Genomic DNA, 22,674 nt, shown 5'->3' on the forward strand with positions numbered 1-22,674 from the left:
ATAATTATTTTATTCATAAAAAAAGAAATGACAGCTTTATGACTGCTTAAAAATACAGCACATGCAGAACATGTGCTGTATGTTTTTGCCAATTTGACTTAGCCGGTGTTGCGTAATCCGGCGGCAATACCGGCAATGGTGACCATTAAGGCATGATCTACCGGACTATGCTCGGCCTGCTGGCTGTTGAGATACTGGCGGCGGCGTTTCATCAGTTCGGCCTGCAGCAGATGTAGCGGCAGCAAATATGGTTTACGCACTTTCATCGACTGATCCAGTACATCATTGCTGCTGAGTAGTTGCGACTCACCTTTTAGCGCCAGCAAGGTCTGGACTGCATCTTTCAGGCGTTGACGCAGCTCGGCGCCCAAGGCTTTCAGTTCTTCATCTTCAGTCAGATGCGCCTCATAGTAGAGCGCAATATGCCCATCGGCCTTGGACAGAACCATCTCCAGCATATCCACCAGGGTCTGAAAATACGGCCATTCGCGCAGCATTTCTTCCAGCAGCGCCTGCTGGTCTTGGGCAATCACCTGGTTAATAGCCGCACCGGTGCCCAGCCAGGCCGGTAGCATCAGACGAATCTGGGTCCAGGCAAACACCCAGGGAATGGCACGTAGCGATTCAATGCCGCCGCTGACTTTACGCTTGGCCGGACGTGAACCAAGCGGCAGCATTTGCAGCTCCAGTTCCGGGGTCACGGTACGCAGGTATTTCACAAAATGCGGATTTTCCCGCACGGTCTGGCGATAGACCTGCACCGACAGGTCGGTCATGCTGTGCATTAACTGGCGCCATTCCTGTTTAGGAACCGGCGGTGGCAGCAAGGTCGCCTCCAGCGTCGCGGCGGTATAGATTTCCAGATTCTGTAAGGCAATTTCTTCCAGACCAAACTTGAAGCGGATCATTTCGCCCTGTTCGGTAACGCGAATCGCGCCGGAAATTGAACCTGGTGGTTGTGAGAACAGGGCCTGCTGGGTCGGTGCGCCGCCACGGCTGATAGAACCACCACGACCGTGGAACAGGGTCAGCTGAACCCCGTGCTGCTGCGCCACAGCAGTCAGTTCTTCCTGGGCACGATACTGGGCCCAGTTGGCCGACATAAAGCCGGCATCTTTGGCCGAGTCGGAGTAGCCAATCATCACCTCATGTTTGCCCTGAATATGCTGCTTGTACCAGTGCATGCCAAACAGGGTGTGCATGGTATTGGCTGCGCCGTCCAGATCTTTCAGGGTTTCAAACAGCGGCACCACGCGTAGCGGCGTTTGAATACCGGCTTCTTTTTGCAGCAATAACACCGCCAGCACATCACTTGGATATTCGGCCATGGAAATAATATAGGCACCGAGCGATTCCGATGGCTGTTCGGCCAGAGTCCGCATGGTGGCAAACACTTCCTGCACATCCGGATGTTCAATCAGGCTCTGTTTCGGTTCCTGCAGGTATTTAGGCAACAGCGGACGTTTGCTTTGCAGTTCCTGTAGCAGGAAATTCTGCCGTGCCTGTTCGGTCCAGGTTTCAAAATTGCCCAGCCCAAGATATTCGGTAATTGCCGAAATGGCCTGACGATGACGACCAGATTCCTGACGGATATCCAGCTTGAGCAGTTCAATCCCGAAACAGTTGACCCGGCGAATGAAATCCAGCAGCTTGCCATTGGCAATTTCCGGCATGTTGCAGGCCATTAATGAGCGGTGACACAGCAATAACGGGGTCAGCAGTTCCTGTTTGCTTTTGATCACCTGGCTGTCATCAGCATCCAGGCCTTGCAGCTTTTGCGCCAGCCAGTCACGGGTGGCGGTCAAACGCTGGCGCGTCTCACGTAAATATTCACGATACGGTTCAGGATGCGGCGTACCAATGGCAGCCAGCAGCTCCGGACTGCATTGCTGGATCGACAGTTCCCAGCGCAAATCTTCAATATCGCGCAGGTACAAATCGGCGGCTTTCCAGCGCGAGAGCCACAGCACTTCCTGGGTCACCTGATGGGTCACATTCGGGTTGCCATCGCGGTCACCGCCCATCCAGGAGGCAAAGCGCAGCGGTGCAATTTCCAGCGGCAGCTGCTGGCCACACTGGGCCTGCACCATGCTGTCCAGTTCCCGGATAAATTTAGGCACTGCATTCCACAGCGTCTGTTCAATGGTGGTAAAGCCCCATTTGGCTTCATCAATCGGGGTTGGACGATGCTGACGAATTTCATCGGTCTGCCAGGCCGAGCTGATCAGCTGTTTCAGCTCTTCCAGCACCGCCTGACGTTCACGCGGTGTCAGTTTCTGCTGGTCAAAAGCCGACAGGCAGGCATTGATGCCATCATATTTCTGAATGAGGGTGCGGCGGCTGACTTCGGTCGGATGCGCGGTTAAGACCAGTTCAATATTCAGCTCGCAGATCTGCTGGAACAAGGTCTCGGCAGAAATATCGTGCTGCTGGAATTTCTGAAACAGATGATCGAGTGGATTCGGGGAGGGCGCGCTATCATCAAATTCGCTCTGGCGGCGGCTACGCACCACATGATACTGCTCGGCAATATTGGCAAAATTTAAAAAGTGGGTAAAGGCACGGGTCAGCGGCAGAATTTCTTCATCTTCCAGACTGGACAGCAGTTGTTCGAGTTGTTTTTCTGCTTCAATCTGGCCATCACGGGCGCCTTTGGCCAGCGCACGAATCTGTTCGACCTGATTAAACAAATCTTGTCCGGCGTGCTGTTTCAGGGTATCGCCCAGTAAATTTCCCAGCAGACGCACATCTTCGCGTAATGGAGTAGCAATTTGTTGAATCATTTTTTTCCCTCTCCAGAGTTCCTGTTTTGACTATACCCGGAATTCGTGACAATCCAAGCCAGCACAAGGCGAAAGTCGGATAATTTTTATCCGGAAGCGCTGCAAGAAAGCCGGTTTTGTTCAAGGCTTAGGCAGCCAGTCACTTGGAGATGGCTTGCAGGAACAGCTGGATACTAGACTGGATTAGCTGCTGCTGTTCATCGGCGGCCGGAATCGGACGGATGCCGAGCAAAATTTCATGATGGCGCTGACCGAGTAACAACGACAACATCAACTGGATTAACTGTTCTAGCGGCATCTGCTGGATAAAACCTAAATCAATGGCCTGCTGGAAAAAGTGCTGCCAGACCTGGTTCAGCTTTTGATGCGAGGCCTGATAAAACTGCTGTAACAGCGGACTTTGCTGTGAGGCCAAATCGAGCAGCAGATATTCCAGCTTGATGGCTTCCGGTAAATAGACAATTTCCAGGGACAGCGCACACAGCTGCGCCAGCGCCTGCTGGAAATTGCTGTCGGCACTGAGCTGCGGCGGACGCGCCATAATCAGGGCTTCACAGGTATCTTCAATGGCACAGGTAAACAAGGTGGCCTTGTCCTGAAAATGGTTATAGACCGTCAGTTTGGTCACGCCGGCATCGCGGGCAATTTCATTCATGCTCGAACCATGATAGCCCTGCTTTAAAAACAAGGATTTAGCCGATTCCAGAATGCGCTGGCGTTTTTCGAGATCTTTGGGACGTCCGACGTTCATTTGCTGAAAATATCCTAAATAAAATAAAAACAGTCATTGTATTTTGCTGTTTCTTGCAATTAATGTACTCATCGGTATATTAATTAAAAATTGATCATTTTTAATATATTGCTATTTTGCCTGAAAAACATCTGACAAATAAGAGTCAACCGCATGAGCACGATTAACACGGTAGTTCTCAGCCTGATCCTGGTGTGTAGCACCCTGGTCGGTTGCAGCAAGGACAGCGCCAGCACTGAACAGAATATTCCCTATGTGATGGTGGCCCAGCCCACCTCCAGTCATCAGGCACAAAAAAGCTATGCTGGTGAGGTGCAGGCGCGTCAGCAGACCGCGTTGGCCTTTCGGGTGGGCGGTCAGGTGGTGGAACGCTATGTCGATGTTGGCGATCAGGTCAAGGTCGGGCAGGTGCTGGCACGTTTAGATGTTAAAGATGCCCAGTTACAGCTGAATGCAGCGCGCGCCCAGCTCGACAGTGCCCAGTCGGCCGCCAAAATTGCCCAAGATGAATTGCAACGTTTTCAGCAGCTGTTGCCAATGAATGCGGTTAGCCGCTCGCAATACGATGCCATCGACAATCAGTACAAATCTGCCGTGGCAGCACTGAAACAGGCGCAGTCCAATTATGCGGTGGCGCAGAACCAGACCGTATATAACCGGCTGGTGGCCAATAAAAACGGGGTGATTACCGCACGCAATATTGAAGTGGGGCAGGTGGTGGCAGCCGGTCAGGCGGCGTATCAGCTGGCAATTTCCGGTGAACGTGAAGTGGTGATTGGCGTGCCGGAGCAGGCCATGAGCCAGATTAAAGTCGGTCAGCCGGCTACGGTCACCTTATGGTCACAGCCGGATCAGCGCTTTGAAGCCTATGTGCGGGAGATTTCACCGGCAGCTGACCAGTCACGTACTTTTAGTGTCAAGGTGGCGCTGCGTGCTGCCAATCCGGCCATCCAGCTGGGACAAAGTGCGCGGGTGTTTTTAAATGGCAATGCACAGCAGCAGCTGACCGTACCGCTGTCCAGCGTCTCGGCCAATGGCCAGCAGGCCTATGTCCTGGTGGTGGGTGCCAATCATCAACTACGTAAAGTAGATGTGCAGCTGGGCGCTTATGGCCGTGACAGCGTACCGGTACTTAGCGGGCTGAAGCCAACGGACTATGTGGTGGTGGGTGGGGTACATCTGCTGCGCGACCAGCAAAAAATTCATCCGATTGACCGGGAAAACCGTGCCGTCAAGCTTCAGGCAGGGGGTTAAGCATGAGCGCACCGCTAAACTTTAACCTGTCGGAATGGGCCTTAAAAAACAAGGGCCTGATTCTGTATTTCATGCTGCTGCTCGGCATTATCGGCATGTATTCCTATTCCAAGCTATCGCAGAGTGAAGACCCGTCGTTTACCTTTAAGGTGATGGTGGTGCAGACCTACTGGCCGGGCGCCACCGCCAAGGAAGTGTCCTTGCAGGTCACTGACCGGATTGAAAAAGAGCTGATGACCACCGGGCAGTACGAGCGGATTCTGGCTTATTCGCGTCCGGGAGAATCGATGGTGACCTTTATTGCCAAAGATTCGCTGCGTTCCGGGCAAATTCCGGATATCTGGTATACCGTGCGCAAGAAAATCAATGATATCCGGCATGAGCTGCCCCAAGGTGTGCAGGGGCCGTTTTTTAATGATGAGTTTGGCGATACCTTCGGCAATATTTATGTGCTGACCGGCGAAGATTTTGACTATGCCACCTTAAAAGAATATGCCGACCGCCTGCAGCTACAATTGCAGCGGGTCAAGGATGTCAGCAAGGTCGAACTGATTGGCCTGCAAGACCAGAAAATCTGGATTGAACTGTCCAATACCAAAGCGGCCCAGCTCGGTATTCCGGTTACCGCCATCCAGCAGGCGTTGCAGCAGCAGAACAGCATGGCCAGTGCCGGCTTTTTTGAAACCGAAACTGACCGGATTCAGGTCCGGGTTAGTGGCCAGCTAAACAGTGTTGAAGCCTTGCAGCAGATGCCGCTACTGGTCAATGGCACCACCATTCAGCTGGGTGATGTTGCTGAGATTTACCGCGGTTTTAGCGATCCGGCCCAGCCACGGATGCGCTTTATGGGCGAAAACGGGATTGGCATTGCCGTATCCATGCGTAAAGGCGGTGACATTCTGGCGCTGGGGGAGAACCTGGCCAGCGAATTCCGGCGGCTACAACAGACCTTGCCACTGGGCATGCAGCTGCAAAAAGTCTCGGATCAGCCGGTGGCGGTCAAGCACAGTGTTAATGAATTTATGAAGGTACTGGCCGAGGCGGTGATTATCGTGCTGCTGGTCAGCTTTTTCTCGCTCGGGTTTCGTACCGGTCTGGTGGTGGCTTTTTCGATTCCGCTGGTGCTGGCGATGACCTTTGCCGGCATGAACCTGTTTGATGTCGGCCTGCACAAGATTTCCCTCGGTGCCCTGATTCTGGCGCTGGGTCTGCTGGTGGATGATGCCATTATTGCGGTAGAGATGATGGCCATTAAAATGGAGCAAGGCTATAGCCGGCTTCAGGCGGCCGGTTTTACCTGGAAAACCACCGCTTTTCCAATGCTGACCGGTACCCTGATTACCGCCGCCGGCTTTTTACCGATTGCTACGGCCGCGTCCAGTACCGGCGAATATACCCGCTCCATCTTCCAGGTGGTGACCATTGCACTGGTGGTGTCCTGGTTTGCCGCGGTGCTGTTTGTGCCGTATTTGGGCGATAAACTGCTGCCCGATTTTAATCAGTCGCCACAACAGGCCAGCTGGTATCAGCGGCTTTGGGCACGCTTACGCAAGCAGCCCGCTCCAGTGCCTGTGGTACATCATGCTGGTGAGCAGCATGATCCGTATCAGACCCGTTTTTATCAGGGCTTTCGCCGCTGGGTCGATACCTGTGTGACCTACCGCAAAACCGTGATTGCCGCTACGGTAGGCATTTTTGTGCTGTCGATTTTGATGTTCAAGCTGGTACCGCAGCAGTTTTTCCCACCCTCAAACCGGGCCGAAATTCTGGTCGATCTGAAACTTGAAGAAGGCGCTTCTTTAACAGCCACCGAAGCCGCAGTACAAAAGGTTGAGCAGTTCCTGGCCAAGCAGGAGGGGATTGATAACTATGTGGCCTATGTGGGCACCGGCTCGCCACGTTTTTATTTACCGCTGGATCAGCAGTTGCCGCAAACCAGTTTTGCCCAGTTTGTGGTGCTGGCTTCATCGCTAGAAGACCGGGATGAAATTCGCCGTTCGCTGGATGAGCAGATTCGCAAGTTATTACCGGAAGCGCGTACCCGGGTGTCGCTGCTGGAAAATGGCCCGCCGGTTGGCTATCCACTCCAGTTCAGGGTTTCCGGTGAAGATCTGGCTCAGGTACGGCAATGGGCGCAGCAGGTCGCAGCTCAGGTCGATGACAATCCGAACACCACCAATGTCCATCTGGACTGGGGTGAGCCAAGCAAGGTGATTCATTTGCAGATTGATCAGGACCGGGCGCGACAAATGGGCGTTAGCAGTGTTGATTTGGCTAATTTCCTCAACAGTTCCATTCTCGGCAGCGCAATTGACCAGTACCGGGAAAAACGTGAGCTGATTGAAATCCGCCTGCGCGGTGATGCAGCCGAGCGGGTTGATGTCGGTTCGCTCAGCAGCCTGGCAGTGCCGACTGCACAGGGCAGTAGTGTGCCATTGGCCCAGATTGCCCAGATTGAATACCGCTTTGAAGAAGGCTTGATCTGGCATCGTAACCGTTTACCGACCATTACCGTACGGGCTGACATCAGCAGCGGTTTACAGCCAGCCACGGTGGTAGGGGAGCTAAGCGAACCCTTACAGCAGATTCGCAGCCAGTTGCCAAACGGCTACCTGTTAGAAGTCGGCGGGACGGTGGAAGAATCGGCGCGTGGACAAAGCTCGGTCAATGCCGGTATGCCACTGTTTTTGGCGGTAGTGTTTACCCTGTTAATGCTACAGCTAAAAAGCATATCACGGGCCTGTATCGTGTTTTTAACCGCACCGCTTGGCATTATTGGGGTGGTGCTGTTCCTGCTACTGTTCAATAAACCTTTTGGTTTTGTGGCCATGCTCGGCACCATTGCGCTGTCGGGGATGATCATGCGTAACTCGCTGATTCTGATTGACCAGATCGAGCAGGATATTCAGGCCGGTGAAGCGCCGTGGGATGCGATTATCAATGCCACGGTGCGCCGCTGCCGTCCAATTGTGCTGACTGCACTGGCCGCCGTGCTGGCCATGATTCCGCTGTCGCGCAGTATTTTCTTTGGTCCGATGGCGGTGGCCATCATGGGCGGATTGATTATTGCGACCCTGCTCACTTTATTCTTTTTGCCGGCCCTGTATGCGCAGTGGTTTAAAGTGAAAAAAAATCAGAATATGGCCTGATTTTGTGTCAATATAAGGTGCGAAAGCTTGAAAATTTCAATATAGTAGCACCTTCGTTTTTACAATTTTCAATAGGTAAATTTACTGCATATTATAAAACCAAACATGCAGTAAATGGGGTTGAAGCACACATGCAGCAAGATAGCTTAGCCAAGTTACGTCGTTCGATTGCTCTTTCTTACGTCTTCATGTTTTTCGCCCTGTTTACCTTAATTAGCGCCATTTTTGCCTACTGGCTGGCCCGTAAAGTGGTGATGGTCGATCAGACCGAAGTCTGGTTACAGGCCCAGGCACTCTGGGTCATGCGCAATGTCATGATCTACTCCATTTTGGCGGTCTTTGCAGCCCTGTGGTTTATTCCGCTATTTTTCTATGCCTGGAATGATGCCACTTGGGTCACTGCGACCACCATTGCCGGTGTGGTGTTTAGCGCCATTGCCTTCTTATATTTACTCAATGCCTGGATCAAAGGCTTAAGTAAATTCATGAAAAACAAGGCGGTGTTTTAAGCAGCCTAAATTTTTTTCGCTGCCTGCCCTTGTAAATCTGGGATAAACCCCAATTTCAGACCTCAGTTGAGTCTTAAATAAAATTCCGTGAGGAGCATCGCCAGACATGGCTAAACGTGATTATTATGAGGTTTTGGGTGTTGCTAAAACCGCTAGTGATGATGAAATTAAAAAAGCCTACCGTAAGTTGGCGATGAAATATCATCCGGACCGTAACCCAGATAACCCGGAAGCTGAAGAAAAATTTAAAGAAGCTTCAGAAGCCTATGAAGTGCTGTCGGACAGCGAAAAACGCAGCATGTACGACCGTATGGGCCATCAGGCTTTTGAAGGCGGCATGGGCGGTGGTGGCTTCGGCGGCGGCTTTAGTGCTGAAGATATCTTTAGCCAGTTCGGCGATATTTTTGGGGGTGCCTTTGGGGGCGGTGGCCGTCAGCAACGTGCGCGCCGTGGTTCGGACCTGCGCTATGTGATGGAACTGACCCTGGAAGAAGCGGTTAAAGGGGTGAAAAAAACCATCAGCTTTACCGCACCTGCACCGTGTGATGCCTGTGATGGTAAAGGCTCGCAGAATCCGAATGATGTTGAGACCTGTAAAACCTGTCATGGTGCCGGTCAGGTGCGTATGCAGCAAGGTTTCTTCTCGGTGCAGCAGACCTGTAGCACCTGTCGTGGCCAGGGTAAAATCATCAAGAACCCATGTAACAAATGTCATGGTTCAGGGGTATCTGACCGTCAGCAAACTCTGGAAGTTACCATTCCAGCCGGTGTCGATAATGGCGACCGGGTACGTTTAACCGGTAAGGGTGAAGCGATCCGTGATGGTCAGGCCGGTGACCTGTACGTAGAAGTGGTGGTGCGTGAGCATGAAATCTTCCAGCGTGATGGTGCCGATCTGTATATGGATGTGCCGGTTTCGATTGCCGATGCTGCCCTCGGTAAAGAAATTGAAATTCCGACGCTGGATGGCCGGGTGAGCCTGAAAATTCCGGAAGGCACCCAAACCGGTAAACTGTTCCGCCTGCGCGGTAAAGGCGTGAAACCGGTACGTACCAGTATGGTCGGTGATCTGCTGTGCCGTATTGTGGTGGAAACCCCGGTGAACCTGACGTCGCGTCAGCGTGAATTACTGAAAGAACTGCAAGCGACGCTGGATGGTGATAACAACAATTCGTCACCAAAGAAAAAGTCATTCTTTGACCGTCTGTTTGACTAAGCCAGTTTAAACAGCGCGCTCAAACACAAAGGGAGATGAACATCATCTCCCTTTTTTATGGCGAGTAAAAAATTAAACCCCTTCCACAGGGTCAATTTCTGCCACCAGCGCATCGTCCTGAGATACAGCCATCTCGGTGCTCTGTTCGCTTTGTTCTTCTTCAATTGCATCAATTAACGCCACTTGTGCTGCTTCTTCTGCCGATACTGCTGGCTGTAAAGTGGTGGTAATGCGGACTTGAGACAGGCTTTCCAAGGTATCACCCGGTTGTAATGGTGGTTCTGCCCAAGCCGAGCTCATCAGTAGCCCCATACATACTGCCATCCCCAGTTGTTTCGAATGCATGCTTGATCTCCTTATAATCTCTATTCTATTCATTCGTGACGGCTAGTCTGCTGTAGCAATTTTGCACTTTTGTGAAAAAACGCCAGAAATCAGAACTTTCTTTTCAATTTCTATTTTTAAATTACTGGGTGTTCGGGTTACGGTTGAGTCATCTTAGTTTTTTTCGGCTTTTTTAGACTGCCGGCTTAGTCTGGGCAGGGAGTTTTGATATAGTAAGGACAATTTCGAATCAACATCAGGAATATGTTATGTCAGCAACTCCACGCATTGGTGTATTAGGTGCCGGTGGCCGTATGGGACGCATCCTTATTCAAGCCGTTGAGCAGGCCGGTTATCAACTTGCAGCTGCGGTGGAACGTCCGGAAAGTAGCTTAATCGGTGCAGATGCAGGCGAGCTTGCGGGCATTGGCAGCCTGGGTGTGAACGTGGTCGGCAGCCTGGAAGAGGTGGTGAAGCAGTGTGACGTGGTCATCGACTTTACTGCACCGGCAGCCACCGTAAACCATCTGAAAATCTGTCGTGAAGCAGGCGTGGCGATTGTGATTGGCACCACCGGCATGAATGATGAACAGAAAGCCTATCTGGATGAATCGGCAACACAAACTCCAGTGGTGTATGCAGCCAACTATTCTGTCGGCGTCAATGTCTCAATCAAACTGCTGGAACTGGCCTCGAAAGTATTTGGAGATACAGTAGATATTGAAGTGATTGAAGCGCACCATCGTCATAAAGTCGATGCGCCATCTGGTACTGCACTCATGATGGGTGAAGCAATTGCAGAAACCCTGGGCCGTGACCTGAAAAAAGATGCGGTCTATCATCGTGAAGGACATACCGGTCCGCGTGAGCGTCAAAGCATTGGTTTCCAGACCATTCGTGGTGGCGATATTGTCGGTGAACACACCGCCATGTTTATTGGTGAAGGCGAGCGTGTGGAAATTACCCACAAAGCCACCAACCGGATGAACTTTGCTGCTGGCGCCGTGCGTGCTGCTGCCTGGGTGGTCGGTCGTGATGCGCGTAAATATGACATGAAAGATGTCTTGGGTTTTAACGATATTCAAGTTTAAAACCGCTGTAAAATCCGTTATAACAACACTAAAACTAAAATAAGATGAACAATGGAATGAAAAAATGGATTGTATTGGCCGGTGCGCTCGCCATGGCGGCGAGTGTACCCGCCCAGAATTTGCAGAATGCCAAACTCAATATTCATAAAAATAATATTAAGGTCTGGACCTATCAGCATCCGCAAAACCCAGTGTTCCTGTACAAGGCCGAAACCACTTTTCCGGTCTCGATTGAAAAAGCCGCCGGCCTGATTCTAGATGTGGAGCATGCCATTAGCTGGGTGCCGTATATGGGCAGCGTTAAGGTATTATCGCGTGATGACCAGAAAGGTGAGTTCCTGCTGTATATGGTGCTGGACTTTCCTTTTCCGTTAAAAGATCGTGATCTGGTGGTCAAAGGCAGAATGTTTAAAGATGCCCAAGGCGTGATTCATATTCAGAACAAAGCCGTCAGTCAAGGTTATCCCTTAAACCCGAGCTATGTGCGTTTAACCCATTATGAAGGCGACTGGACCTTTCAAAAACTGGGGGCCAACCGGGTTAAGGTCTCCACCTATGGCTATGCCGATCCGGCCGGTTCGATTCCAACCAGTTTTGTGAATATGTTTGTGCAGCAGCAGCCTTATCAGATGCTGCAAAAAATGAAACTTGAGCTGAGTTTGCCGGGTCGTGAGCGACCCTTACCGGCGATTTTAAGATAAACAAACCCGTCTGGTGCTAGACGGGTCCGGTATCAGCAGACTCAGAAAGCATATTGAAATAGTGCTGATCTGAGTCTTTAATATGAGATTTAACTGCTTTAGTAGCTAAACAGTCCTTTTTCCAGCGGGAATTCAATGCCGATTGAGGCACCGCCATCTTTACCGTGCAGGTCTGAATCTCCCAGCCAGCCATTCAGTTTAAGTGGAATATCCGGACGTAGGTAATGGGTCCAGGTGATATCTAAAGCTTTTAGCTCATCTTGTTCGGGGAAAGCCGCATTGGTGATCCGACCCGACCCATTCAGTTTAGCAAACAGCACCCGGCCATGCAGACGGTTTAAAGGATCAAAACGGATATCGCCGCCTACTGAGATCATTTGGCCATCGCCACCCATCGCATGGGCCAATGGGTAACCATGCTGATAGAAACCGTCCTTATAAGTACTATGGTTATAGGAAACACCTTGTGCCTTGCCATTGGTACGAGTATCAGCCCATTCGGTATACAGCTGGTAGGGCATATTCTGGTAACTGGATGAATAATCCACCCCGGCCAGATACATTTTTTTCGCGGGCAGGCCGCCGGCTTCATCTTCACCGACATATTGCGCATAGACACCCAGTGGCATTTGTACTAAAGGTTGCAGGTTTAAACGGGCATCAAAACCGGCAATCTGGTTCGATGGATCTGGTTCACCTGTGCCACCATTGTCTTTGTTGCCAACAAACGCATCCCAGAGTGAGCTCAAGCTTTCCGGACGTCCTTCACCCCCCCACTGAATGGCGCGTGAAGCCCCCAGTTCCAGATAGGGAAGCGGTTGAGCAGTAACACGCAGGCCAATCAGTTTGGCATCCGGAACCGCATCATAATTGTCCAGTTGACCGGCAAAGGCCTGGTATTGCCATGGCCCAATCCAGGACAGCCATTTACTGCTAAAAGCAGTCTGTTCTGCCCGCTGCGCCGTAATACCATAGACTGGGCGGCTGGCATCGCCACGAATCAGACTCCCCTCATGACCTGGCCCCCAATACGTTGGAATCTGGCCAGCAATTAGCCACTGATTCCAGAGTTTTCCGGCAATATAAGAGCCTTCAACATTCACATCCTGATCATGGTCAATCTGCGGGTCTTTTTCGGCATTCACCCGTAACCGGGCATCCCATTGGCTGCCGCCAGCATTCAGTTCCAGACCGGCCTGATATTGTGATTTTGCCTGATCGCCAAAGGCTTGAGGCAGATACTTATGATCAGTTTCTGCAAATAGCGCAGCTTTCAGAAACTGATTATCGGCATTTAAATGGGTGAGGACAGCATCCAGCACTTTTTGCTGGACAGGGGTGCTGATTTTGGCCTGAGACAGGGCGCGCTGAATTTCATCACCACTCATGGGCCAGGTGGAGGTGCTGATTTGAATCACCCCTTGCTGATTCAGCCAATTCAGGTCGGTACGCAGGTTCTGGTCATTCAGCACAATCCCTTGGGCAAAGCTCAGGGATGAGCTGAGGGCAAGGGTCGCAAGCAATATTTTTGATAGACGCATTTTTGATTCTCAGGAGTTTTTTGCTCTCCACACCATAGGCGGACGAGTTTATTTTTTCAATGCAAACTGTTGAGTAGAGTTGTAATCTGGGAAGATTAAAAATCCCGCCGTAGCGAGATTTTTAAAGCAATCGGTCACTGCAAAATTAGTCATTATCCTTATTGGCTTTATAGGCATAGGAATAGTTATAGCCATAACCATAGCCCGCACTAGAGCGCTGAATATCATTCAGGATAATACCATTGACTTTCACGCCCGCCTGTTCGAAACGGTTGATGGTCAATTCAAGCTCTTTCATTTGTGTCTTGGCATAGCGTGCAATCACCAGATTCACCCCGGCATGCTGGGAAATAATAATCCCGTCTGTGACTGCCAGAATTGGTGGAGTATCAATTAGAATATGATCATACTGTTCTGACAGCTGATTCAGCATCGTCGCAAATTGTGTGGTGCTGAGCAGTTCAGACGGGTTGGCCGGACTCTTGCCACGGGCAATCACATCCAGACCGGATACTTCCGTAGCTTTAATGACCTGGCTTAACTCGGTCTGGCCATTTAAGTATTCTGCCAGACCAAGTTGGGCTTGCTGATTAAAGTATTTATGCAAATAACCGCGGCGCAAGTCAGCATCAATAATCAGTACCCGTTTCTGGCTTTGTGCCAGAATGGTGGCCAGGTTGGTTGAAATAAAGGATTTACCGACTTCCGGTGCAGGACCAGAAACCATAATAATATTGTTCTTGGCACCGCTGAGGGCAAAATGAATGGCAGTACGCATACTGCGTAAGCTTTCAATGGCAATATCATCGCTATGCTTGACTGCCAGAATTGGAATATTCTTTTTCTTTTTCAGTAGTTTAATCTGGCTTTCCTGTACAGGCGAACGCGGTACAGTGGCATACACCGGCAAGTCCAGTTCATTTTCAATTTGGGTAGAATCCTTAACGCCACTACGTAGCATATTACGTAATAAGGCCAGCAGTGTGCCGAGGAAACCACCCAGAACAATTGACAGAATCAAGATTTGTAACTTTTTGGGAGCAATAGGTGCAATTGGCTCAACCGCGGTATCAACAATACGTACATTGCCAATTTCACCCGCTTTGGCTATACGCAACTGTTGATAAGAATTGAGCAAAGCGGTATATAGCTGTTGTTTCACTTCCACTTCACGGAAAAGTTGTAGGTATTGACGTTGTAATTCAGGTAGACGATTTAAAGTATTGTCAAGTTCAGCAATCTTTTTGTTTACAGCCATAAGCTGAGCATGCATTTGTTGCATAGCAGGATGTTCATCTGTATATTTTGCTGAAGTTTCTGCTATTTTTTGCTCAAGAGATGCTTTCGTTGTTTCTAGATTAATACTTTGAGAAATATAGAGATCTGATTCTTTAGTAATATCAACAGTATTGTATTTTTCACGAAATTTATTAAATTCTCGTTCTGCCTCATCTAATTGTTGCTTTAGTTCAGGCAGCTGATCTTCTAAAAATTTCAATGTTTGTTCGGTTTCAGCCGAGCGGCGCTCAATATTCTGTTGACTATAAGCCACCAAAATTGCGTTTAATACTTGAGTAATATATTGTTTATCGCTACCTTGATAGTTCAGACTGAGTACACCTGTTATTTTACCTTTTTCAGTCACAGAATAGTTGGCAAGCAGGCTTCGAACGGCTGCAGGCAGGCTCTGTTTTTGAATCCGGTATGTGGCATCAAAGCTGTCCTGACTATAAATACCGACTTTCCATAGACCATATTCAGACTGTAACTGGCTGGTCTGGTTTAGTGGGGCAGAAAAGACCACCTGTTCTGTGGCTGAATCAGTTAAATGGTATTGACCTTCGGCAAAACTAAGCAGCAGACTTTTATCACGATAGTAATTTGGAATCTCAAAGCTGCGTACATCAAAGCTTTTCTGGTTGTCTTTAAACAGCACTGATTTGCCCGAATATTCACTGTCATATTCATGCTTATTCAGTAAGCGGTTCCAGAAACTGTCTTCTGTGCCGTTAATCCGAATATTTAAATTTAAATGCTCAATTACGGTACCGAGGACCAGACGCGATTTTAAAATTTCAATTTCAGCTTGAGCTGATGGCATTTGATCTAGGGCAGAAGATAAATCTCCAGCTAAAACAGCTGAGGCTCCTTTACTGCTTTCAACTTGTATAAGAGCATCAACTTGGTAGGTATCAGGTGTAGTTCTTAAATAAAGTAAGGCACAGACCAAACTTAAAATGACACAGAGAGCAATCAGTTTCCACTGGGCAATTAAGGAGAAAAATAATTCCTTCAGGTCAATGGTATCTTCTGTATTGGTATTTTGGCTCATAGTCTTTTGTTCGAAAGTTAAATATATTTTTTCCAGTCTGCAATGCAGGCCTGAATCAGCTGGCAGGTTTCGTCAAATACAGCCTGATCATGCTGGTAAGGATCGGCCACATTTTTACTTTGCCAGTGCCCCAGCCTAAAAGTTTTACCTTTAGCAAAGGGCCAGGTCTGTTCCACATGTTTTTGCTGGTTCTGACTCATCACTAAAATCAGGTCGGCTTTCTTGACCAGCTCGGCATTCAGCTTTCGGGCCACATGCGGGCTCATATCAATCCCTAAACGTTGCATGCACAGGCTGGCTTTGTCATCTGCTGCATGACCGACCAGCCCGGAAATACCGGCAGATTCAATTTGTAAATGCGGAAATTCCTGTTTTAAAAAGTATTCCGCCATTGGGCTACGGCAAATATTGCCAATACAGACCACGAGAATATTGTTAATTTTCATTAGTTCCCCAAACGCTCAAAATTATATATAGCATTAGAGAACGGTACAATTTGGTTAATAATACGTTGCCAACGAACTAGTCCTGTAGCATCTACATAGACAATATCATTACTGCGCATTTTAAATTGGTTTGCTAGTCCAAAGTCACCAATACTGGTTAAATTAAGATTATAAATTTCGGTCATCTGGTTATTTGGTTGATAGCGTACGATATAAATTTTACTGCGACTGGCAGTAAAAGGATTAATCCCCAAACTTTCGCCTAAAACATCTGCTAAATTCATACCTTCTGCGCGCATAGGTAAAGATTGATTTTTACCAGCTTCACCCATCACATATATTTTTTGATTTTCTCGAGCATTAATATAAATTGTATCATTTGGCTGAATGAGTAAGTTATGCAAAGAATATCCTGCTCTTTCTAGTTCAATACTATTAAGAGTGTAACTTCTTCCTTGGCGAATTAAAGTAATCGAGGCATTGTCACCTTGTTGAGCATTAATACCGCCAGCCATACCTATAGCGCTATATATACTCACAGGCTGATCTGTTAGATGATAGACACCACTATTCTCAATATTCCCTTGAACTGAGTAGCGTTGTCCTTGATAAGATGAGACTCGAGCAATCACATCCGGAGTTTTTAAGTAGCGAGATAACTGACTGCGCAGCTCACGATTCACCTGACTTAAAGATTTACCAGCAGCTTTATAGCGACCAATAATCGGGAAATGGATATAGCCACTTTGGTCAATTTGATAACCATTTTTAGAGTCAGCGTTACTTCCTGAAATTTCAGGATAGGCCCATAAATAGATCGACAGGATGTCCCCTGGGCTGAGGCTATAGTTGCGATGTGACTGGGTAAACAGGTGAGCATAATCTTGCTGAATATTTTGTACTGCTGGTTGCAAACCGAGTACAGTATCTTGAGTAAGTCGGACCACATTCACCGAAGTCCCCAAGTCTGTTTGATAGACACCCTCAGAAGGTAAGTCATAGGTCTGTAAGCCGGAGGTGACCGCGCACCCGCTTGCTGTCACCAAAAAAGACAGTAGAATTATAGATTTAAATTGTCTCACACGTATTCCCGTTCTCGATTTTTCTAAAATCATAAAAAATAAAAAATAGTTTACCGAAGTTATTTTAAGGGTATATAACAAATTGTAAGTAGATTGCGAAAGTATACGCAAGCACAGCCAGAAAAATGAGGCAAAAAGTATCTAAATTGTGAGACACCGTAAAATTAAATAAAGATGATTTGCAAAAAACTGACACAAAAGGAAGCATTTTAGATTTTTTGGCTAAAAATCATAACAGAACATTCATGAATTTCTGCTAACATTCCCGCCGAAAGATTTACTCTTCATAAATATACGTAGATAAATAAGGCGTTAAAATGCTACAGCTCTCTGACCTGAAAATTGCCGTCATTGGTTTAGGCTATGTTGGTTTGCCACTTGCCGTGGAATTTGGAAAAAAAGTTCCGGTGATTGGTTTTGATATTCAGCAAAAACGGATTGAAGAATTACAAAGTGGTCAAGACCATACCCTAGAAGTATCACCAGAAGAACTACAACAGGCGAATCAGCTTTCCTATTCAGCCAATTTGGATGATTTAAAAAGCTGCAACTTTTTTATTGTGACGGTGCCTACGCCAATTGATGACTATAAACAACCCGATTTAACCCCGCTCATTAAGGCTTCGACCAGTATTGGTCAGGTATTAAAAAAAGGCGATGTGGTGGTGTATGAATCTACTGTATACCCAGGCGCAACTGAAGAAGACTGTATTCCGGTATTGGAAAAGGTTTCAGGTTTAAAATTTAATCAGGACTTCTTCGCCGGTTATAGCCCGGAACGAATTAATCCAGGGGACAAGTTGCACCGCGTCACCAATATTTTAAAAATTACCTCAGGATCTACCCCAGAAGTTGCAGACTTTGTCGATCAGGTCTATAACCTAATTATTGAAGCCGGCACCCATAAAGCAACCAGTATTAAAGTTGCTGAAGCAGCAAAAGTCATTGAAAATACCCAACGTGACGTCAACATCGCACTCATTAATGAGCTGGCCGTGATCTTTAATAAAATGGGTATTGATACTGAAGCAGTATTGCAGGCTGCCGGTACCAAATGGAATTTTCTGCCATTCCGTCCAGGCTTGGTGGGGGGGCATTGTATTGGTGTCGATCCGTACTATTTGACCCATAAAGCACAGTCCATCGGTTATCATCCTGAAATTATTCTGGCAGGTCGCCGTTTAAATGATGGTATGGGGGCTTATGTGGTGACCCAGCTGGTCAAGGCCATGATCAAGAAAAAAATTCAGGTCGAAGGCGCTAAGGTTCTGGTTTTAGGCTTAAGTTTTAAAGAAAACTGTCCGGATATTCGTAATACTAAGATTATTGATATTGTGAATGAGCTACAAGAATATAATATTCAGGCAGATGTTTATGACCCTTGGGTCGATACACAAGAAGCACAGCATGAATACGGTATTACCCCAATTGTAAGCCTAGAACAAGGCCAATATGATGCCATCATTTTAGCAGTTGCGCATGAGCAGTTTAAAGCAATGGGGGCTACAGATATTCGTGCTTTAGCCAAGCCGGAACATATTTTATATGACTTAAAATATGTATTAGAACAATCTGAATCTGATCTTCGTTTATAATTTTTAGGGACTTGTATAAGAATGAGCCAATATCAGACTGTATGTGAGCAATTAAAACAAAATCCTAAAACCTGGTTGGTAACAGGGGTGGCAGGTTTTATTGGCTCTAACCTTTTAGAAACTTTATTAAAATTGGATCAGACTGTGGTAGGGCTAGATAACTTTGCTACAGGTCATCAACATAATTTAGATGAAGTTCAAAGCTTGGTATCTGCTGAGCAGTGGGCAAAATTTAGCTTTATTGAAGGTGATATTCGTGACTTAGAAGACTGTCAAAAAGCCTGTTCTGGTGTGGACTATGTATTGCACCAAGCGGCTTTAGGCTCTGTACCACGTTCTATTGCTGACCCGATTACCACCAATGCAGCAAATATTACCGGCTTTTTAAATATGCTGACGGCTGCACGGGATGCAGAAGTGAAAAGCTTTACTTACGCTGCCAGCAGTTCAACTTATGGTGATCATCCCGCACTGCCTAAAGTCGAAGAAAATATCGGCAAGCCGCTTTCGCCTTATGCGGTCACCAAATATTTGAATGAGTTATACGCAGATGTATTTGCAAGGACTTATGGTTTTAAGGCAATTGGTTTGCGTTATTTTAATGTGTTTGGAAAACGCCAAGACCCGAACGGTGCTTATGCTGCAGTTATTCCTAAATGGACTGCTGCCATGATTGCAGGTGATGATGTTTTTATTAATGGCGATGGTGAAACCAGTCGAGATTTCTGTTTTATTGAAAACACGGTTCAGGCCAATATTTTGGCAGCAACCACACAAAATGATGAAGCTAAAAACCAAGTTTATAATGTGGCAGTAGGGGATCGTACCACACTCAATGATTTGTTTAATGCGATTAAAGTTGCTTTAAATGAGAGTGGTGTAGTTTATGAAAAAGAACCTATTTACCGTGAATTTAGAGCAGGGGATGTACGTCATTCACAGGCAAGTATTGAAAAGATTAAAAGTTTTTTAGATTATCAACCCAATTATAAAATAGGTTCGGGTATAGAGTTGGCGGTAAGTTGGTATTTGGCTGAAAATAACTAGAATGTCAAAAAATACTACAATTCTGAGAAATGCCTCTTATTTGGTATTTCGTACACTATTAGTCAGTTTAATTGGACTGTTTACAGTCCGTGAAGTACTTAGACTATTAGGCGTTGAAGAGTATGGATTATTCAATCTTGTTTTTGGTATTGCGGCTTTGTTTGCTTTTATCAATGGTGCAATGGTTTCATCGACTCAAAGGTATTTATCATATTATATCGGTAAAAAAAATAACAAACTATTTGAAGATGCTTGGAGTAGTAGTTTATTTCTACACTTATTAATAGCAGTAACTGTCTCTGTTGTTCTACTCAGTATAAGAGATTTAATGTTGAATAGAGTCTTATCTATTGATTTAAACTATATGAAATCTGCAAACTTTATATTCTACTTTGCTGTAATTTCTATTTTTATTTCGATATTTCAAGCACCTTTTAATGCATTAATACTAGCAAAAGAAAAGATGTCTTTTTATGCAGGATTATCTTTGTATGATGCTATTTCTAAATTAGGAATAGTTTTTTGCTTATATTTTATGCAAGAGTCGTTATTGGAAAAGTATACAATTTTGTATGTAAGTTCAAGTTTGGTGGTCTTTGTTATATATATTTTATATTGTTATAAAAAGTTTGATAAAAAAATACAGTTAAAAGTTTCAAATATTCCTTTATTAAAGGAAATGTTTTTTTATTCCTCATGGAATATTTCTGGTAATTTTGCTGCTATTTCTAAAATACAAGGCTTAAATATTTTACTGAATATTTTTTTTGGAGTCATAGTTAACTCTGCATATGCTATAACAAATACAGTTATAGGTGTAGTGGGTGGTTTAATAAATTCAATTACTACTGCGATTAACCCACAAATATATAAAAGTTATGCAGAAGAAGATTATAAGCGTAATAGCTTATTAATTAATATTGGATCAAAATTCAGTTTCTTTTTTTGTCTTCTAATAGTTTTACCAATCTTATTTAATACTCAATATTTATTAGAGTTATGGCTACATGAAATTCCTAGGTATTTGATATACTTTGTTCAGTTAGCATTGGTTATTATGCTAATAGATTGTCTTTCAGGAACATTAATGACAGGGATACAAGCAACAGGAAAAATTAAAATATATCAAATTATAGTAAGTATTTCAGTTTTTATGAATCTTCCTTTATCCTATTTAGCATTACAATTTATACCTAAACCATGGGTTATTTATTGGGTTGCATTATTGATGTCTTTTGTAAGCTTAGGGTTAAGATTATATTTTTTAAAGCGTTTGGCTAAATTTAGTATAATTGTATATATCAATTCAGTTTTGGTTAAAATAGCTCTTGTTTCATTTTTTTCAGTATTTTTCTCTTGGTTTTTGAAAGAGCTTTTTGAATTTGAAGATCAAATGATTTCATTTCTTTTATCATCAATTATTATAGTATTAATTGTAGTGGCTAACATCATTTTATTTGGGCTTTCAACTATAGAAAGGCAGTTTATACAAAATAAAATAAAGGGTTTTCTTAAATGAGTATTGATTTGATTGTTAAAAATCACTTATGCAGTGGTTGTGGAGTTTGTGTTTCTGAGGATCAAACTCATCAGGCAAAAATGATCTGGAATAATGAGGGATTTCTTGTACCTTTATTAGGTAAAAGTTCAACTCAAGATAAGATGGTTAAAGTTTGTCCTTTTGCAATTCAACAAAAAGATGAAGATGAATTAGGTGAATTATTTTTAAAACAGCCAGAAACTCAATATCACGATAAAATTGGATATTATTATGGGCTTTATGCAGGTTATAGTAAGCAATTTCGTGAAACATCGTCATCCGGTGGGATAGCCACTTATGTTTTTAATGCTTTGTTGGAGCGGAAGATAGTAGACCATTTGTTTATCGTTAAAGAAGTTGATGGTCAATATGCTTATCAGTTTTTTTCTAATGTTGAAGAAATTACTCAGATATCAAAAACAAGATATACCCCTGTAACTCTAGAGAAGCTATTTCAAGAACTTTCGAAAGTAGATGGAAAAGTAGCAGTTTCTGGTGTGGCTTGTTTTGTTAAGGCAATACGTTTAAAACAAATGTATGACCCAGTTTTAAAAGAAAAAATAGCATTTATTGTAGGTATTATTTGCGGTGGGTTGAAAAGTAAATATTATACAGACTATTTGGCACAAGAAGCAGGTTGTAAAAACGAATATAATTATGCTCAATATCGTGTCAAAAATAAAGAAAGTTATGCATTAGATTATAAATTTTCATGCATAGAAAAATCAGATAAAAAAATTCATATGGTAGATATGCAAAGTCTTGGGGATATGTGGGGGACAGGTCTATTTAAATCTAATGCATGTGATTTCTGCGATGATGTTTTAACTGAGTTGGCTGATATTTCACTAGGTGATGCTTGGATTGATCCTTATGATAAAAATGGTTTAGGTAATAGTATTATTATTACTAGAACTAAAATAGCAGAAAATTTAATAAAAAATGGCCTGAATAAAAATTTACTTGCTCTAGATGTGATGAATACAGAAAAAATAATATTATCTCAAAATGGAAGTTTTAATCATCGCCATAAAGGTTTAGCCTTTAGAGTAATGAAAGTGAATAAAGAAGGGAAACTTACTCCTAGGAAGCGTAATAAGCATATGGTTAATCAAAATCTTCTTTTCAATTTTGTTCAAAATTCTAGGCTAAAAACGCGACAAAAAAGTTTAGATTATTGGTTGGAAACACGAAATCATCTTAAGTTCAAAATAAAAATGAAACCATATCTAGAGAATTTAAAATTCTTTACTTTATGGAATCATCGCCTAATAAAGTTGAAGAAAATTCTTTTAAGTAAGAAGGATGCTTAA

At 45.3% G+C, this 22,674-nt stretch carries 17 protein-coding genes; 10 read left to right on the plus strand and 7 right to left on the minus strand.

Going from position 1 to position 22,674, the window contains the following annotated elements; genetic code table 11:
- Positions 1-98: 98 nt before the first annotated feature.
- Together ppc and ACPEPR_RS07835 are read right to left on the minus strand one after the other, a co-directional pair.
- A complete protein-coding gene (ppc, locus tag ACPEPR_RS07830) occupies positions 99-2,783 on the minus strand; it encodes a phosphoenolpyruvate carboxylase (RefSeq protein WP_160240750.1) in 2,685 nt (894 codons plus the stop codon).
- A 139-nt stretch (positions 2,784-2,922) separates the two neighbouring features.
- Complete coding sequence (locus tag ACPEPR_RS07835; protein WP_160232189.1) at positions 2,923-3,534, minus strand: TetR/AcrR family transcriptional regulator; 612 nt, start codon at positions 3,532-3,534, stop codon at positions 2,923-2,925.
- 153 nt (positions 3,535-3,687) lie between these two features.
- On the opposite strand from ACPEPR_RS07835, the gene ACPEPR_RS07840 reads away from it, so the two are divergent.
- The 4 genes from ACPEPR_RS07840 (at position 3,688) to dnaJ (ending at position 9,662) form a co-directional block, all read left to right on the plus strand.
- Positions 3,688-4,788: an efflux RND transporter periplasmic adaptor subunit gene (locus ACPEPR_RS07840; RefSeq protein ID WP_075167670.1), complete on the plus strand. Its 1,101-nt coding sequence runs from the start codon at positions 3,688-3,690 to the stop codon at positions 4,786-4,788.
- 2 nt (positions 4,789-4,790) lie between these two features.
- A complete protein-coding gene (locus ACPEPR_RS07845) occupies positions 4,791-7,937 on the plus strand; it encodes an efflux RND transporter permease subunit (protein WP_423562249.1) in 3,147 nt (1,048 codons plus the stop codon).
- 131 nt (positions 7,938-8,068) lie between these two features.
- Positions 8,069-8,446 carry a hypothetical protein gene (locus tag ACPEPR_RS07850; protein ID WP_005181203.1) on the plus strand — a complete coding sequence of 126 codons (378 nt, stop codon included), beginning with the start codon at positions 8,069-8,071 and terminating at the stop codon, positions 8,444-8,446.
- A gap of 106 nt (positions 8,447-8,552) precedes the next feature.
- Complete coding sequence (gene dnaJ, locus ACPEPR_RS07855; protein WP_104472330.1) at positions 8,553-9,662, plus strand: molecular chaperone DnaJ; 1,110 nt, start codon at positions 8,553-8,555, stop codon at positions 9,660-9,662.
- Positions 9,663-9,734: 72 nt separating this feature from the next.
- On the opposite strand, the gene ACPEPR_RS07860 is transcribed toward dnaJ, so the two are convergent.
- On the minus strand, positions 9,735-10,007 hold the full coding sequence (locus tag ACPEPR_RS07860; RefSeq protein WP_016658893.1) for a hypothetical protein: 273 nt from the start codon (positions 10,005-10,007) through the stop codon (positions 9,735-9,737).
- A gap of 248 nt (positions 10,008-10,255) precedes the next feature.
- Here ACPEPR_RS07860 and dapB point away from each other — a divergent pair, with 248 nt between their 5' ends.
- Positions 10,256-11,077, plus strand: a complete 822-nt coding sequence (gene dapB / locus ACPEPR_RS07865) for a 4-hydroxy-tetrahydrodipicolinate reductase (protein ID WP_075167666.1) — start codon at positions 10,256-10,258, stop codon at positions 11,075-11,077.
- Between the two features lie 56 nt (positions 11,078-11,133).
- Complete coding sequence (locus ACPEPR_RS07870) at positions 11,134-11,778, plus strand: START domain-containing protein (protein WP_016658891.1); 645 nt, start codon at positions 11,134-11,136, stop codon at positions 11,776-11,778.
- Positions 11,779-11,876: 98 nt separating this feature from the next.
- Here ACPEPR_RS07870 and ACPEPR_RS07875 read toward each other — a convergent pair whose 3' ends face one another.
- From ACPEPR_RS07875 to ACPEPR_RS07890, 4 genes are all read right to left on the minus strand, one after another.
- Positions 11,877-13,319 (minus strand): capsule assembly Wzi family protein, encoded by a 1,443-nt coding sequence (locus ACPEPR_RS07875; RefSeq protein ID WP_423562251.1) that lies wholly within the window; start codon positions 13,317-13,319, stop codon positions 11,877-11,879.
- A gap of 145 nt (positions 13,320-13,464) precedes the next feature.
- Positions 13,465-15,651, minus strand: a complete 2,187-nt coding sequence (locus ACPEPR_RS07880) for a polysaccharide biosynthesis tyrosine autokinase (protein WP_423562252.1) — start codon at positions 15,649-15,651, stop codon at positions 13,465-13,467.
- A 17-nt stretch (positions 15,652-15,668) separates the two neighbouring features.
- On the minus strand, positions 15,669-16,097 hold the full coding sequence (locus ACPEPR_RS07885; RefSeq protein ID WP_004814137.1) for a low molecular weight protein-tyrosine-phosphatase: 429 nt from the start codon (positions 16,095-16,097) through the stop codon (positions 15,669-15,671).
- Positions 16,097-17,179, minus strand: a complete 1,083-nt coding sequence (locus ACPEPR_RS07890; RefSeq protein ID WP_423562254.1) for a polysaccharide biosynthesis/export family protein — start codon at positions 17,177-17,179, stop codon at positions 16,097-16,099. The genes ACPEPR_RS07885 and ACPEPR_RS07890 overlap by 1 nt, the downstream gene beginning before the upstream one ends.
- Before the next feature lie 317 nt (positions 17,180-17,496).
- Between ACPEPR_RS07890 and tviB the strand changes: the two genes are divergently transcribed.
- From tviB to ACPEPR_RS07910, 4 genes are read left to right on the plus strand one after another with little or no spacing between them, the layout of a single operon-like run.
- Positions 17,497-18,774, plus strand: coding sequence for a Vi polysaccharide biosynthesis UDP-N-acetylglucosamine C-6 dehydrogenase TviB (gene tviB, locus ACPEPR_RS07895; RefSeq protein ID WP_423562256.1), 1,278 nt, complete (start codon positions 17,497-17,499; stop codon positions 18,772-18,774).
- 21 nt (positions 18,775-18,795) lie between these two features.
- Positions 18,796-19,821, plus strand: coding sequence for an NAD-dependent epimerase/dehydratase family protein (locus ACPEPR_RS07900; protein WP_423562257.1), 1,026 nt, complete (start codon positions 18,796-18,798; stop codon positions 19,819-19,821).
- A 1-nt stretch (position 19,822) separates the two neighbouring features.
- The gene (locus tag ACPEPR_RS07905; protein ID WP_423562259.1) at positions 19,823-21,340 is read left to right on the plus strand and encodes a hypothetical protein; all 1,518 of its coding nucleotides are present in this window, start codon (positions 19,823-19,825) and stop codon (positions 21,338-21,340) included.
- A complete protein-coding gene (locus tag ACPEPR_RS07910) occupies positions 21,337-22,674 on the plus strand; it encodes a Coenzyme F420 hydrogenase/dehydrogenase, beta subunit C-terminal domain (RefSeq protein WP_423562261.1) in 1,338 nt (445 codons plus the stop codon). Before ACPEPR_RS07905 ends, ACPEPR_RS07910 begins: the two co-directional genes overlap by 4 nt.

The organism is Acinetobacter sp. AND/436, from assembly GCF_049546925.1.
Classification (GTDB): Bacteria; Pseudomonadota; Gammaproteobacteria; order Pseudomonadales; family Moraxellaceae; genus Acinetobacter; species Acinetobacter indicus.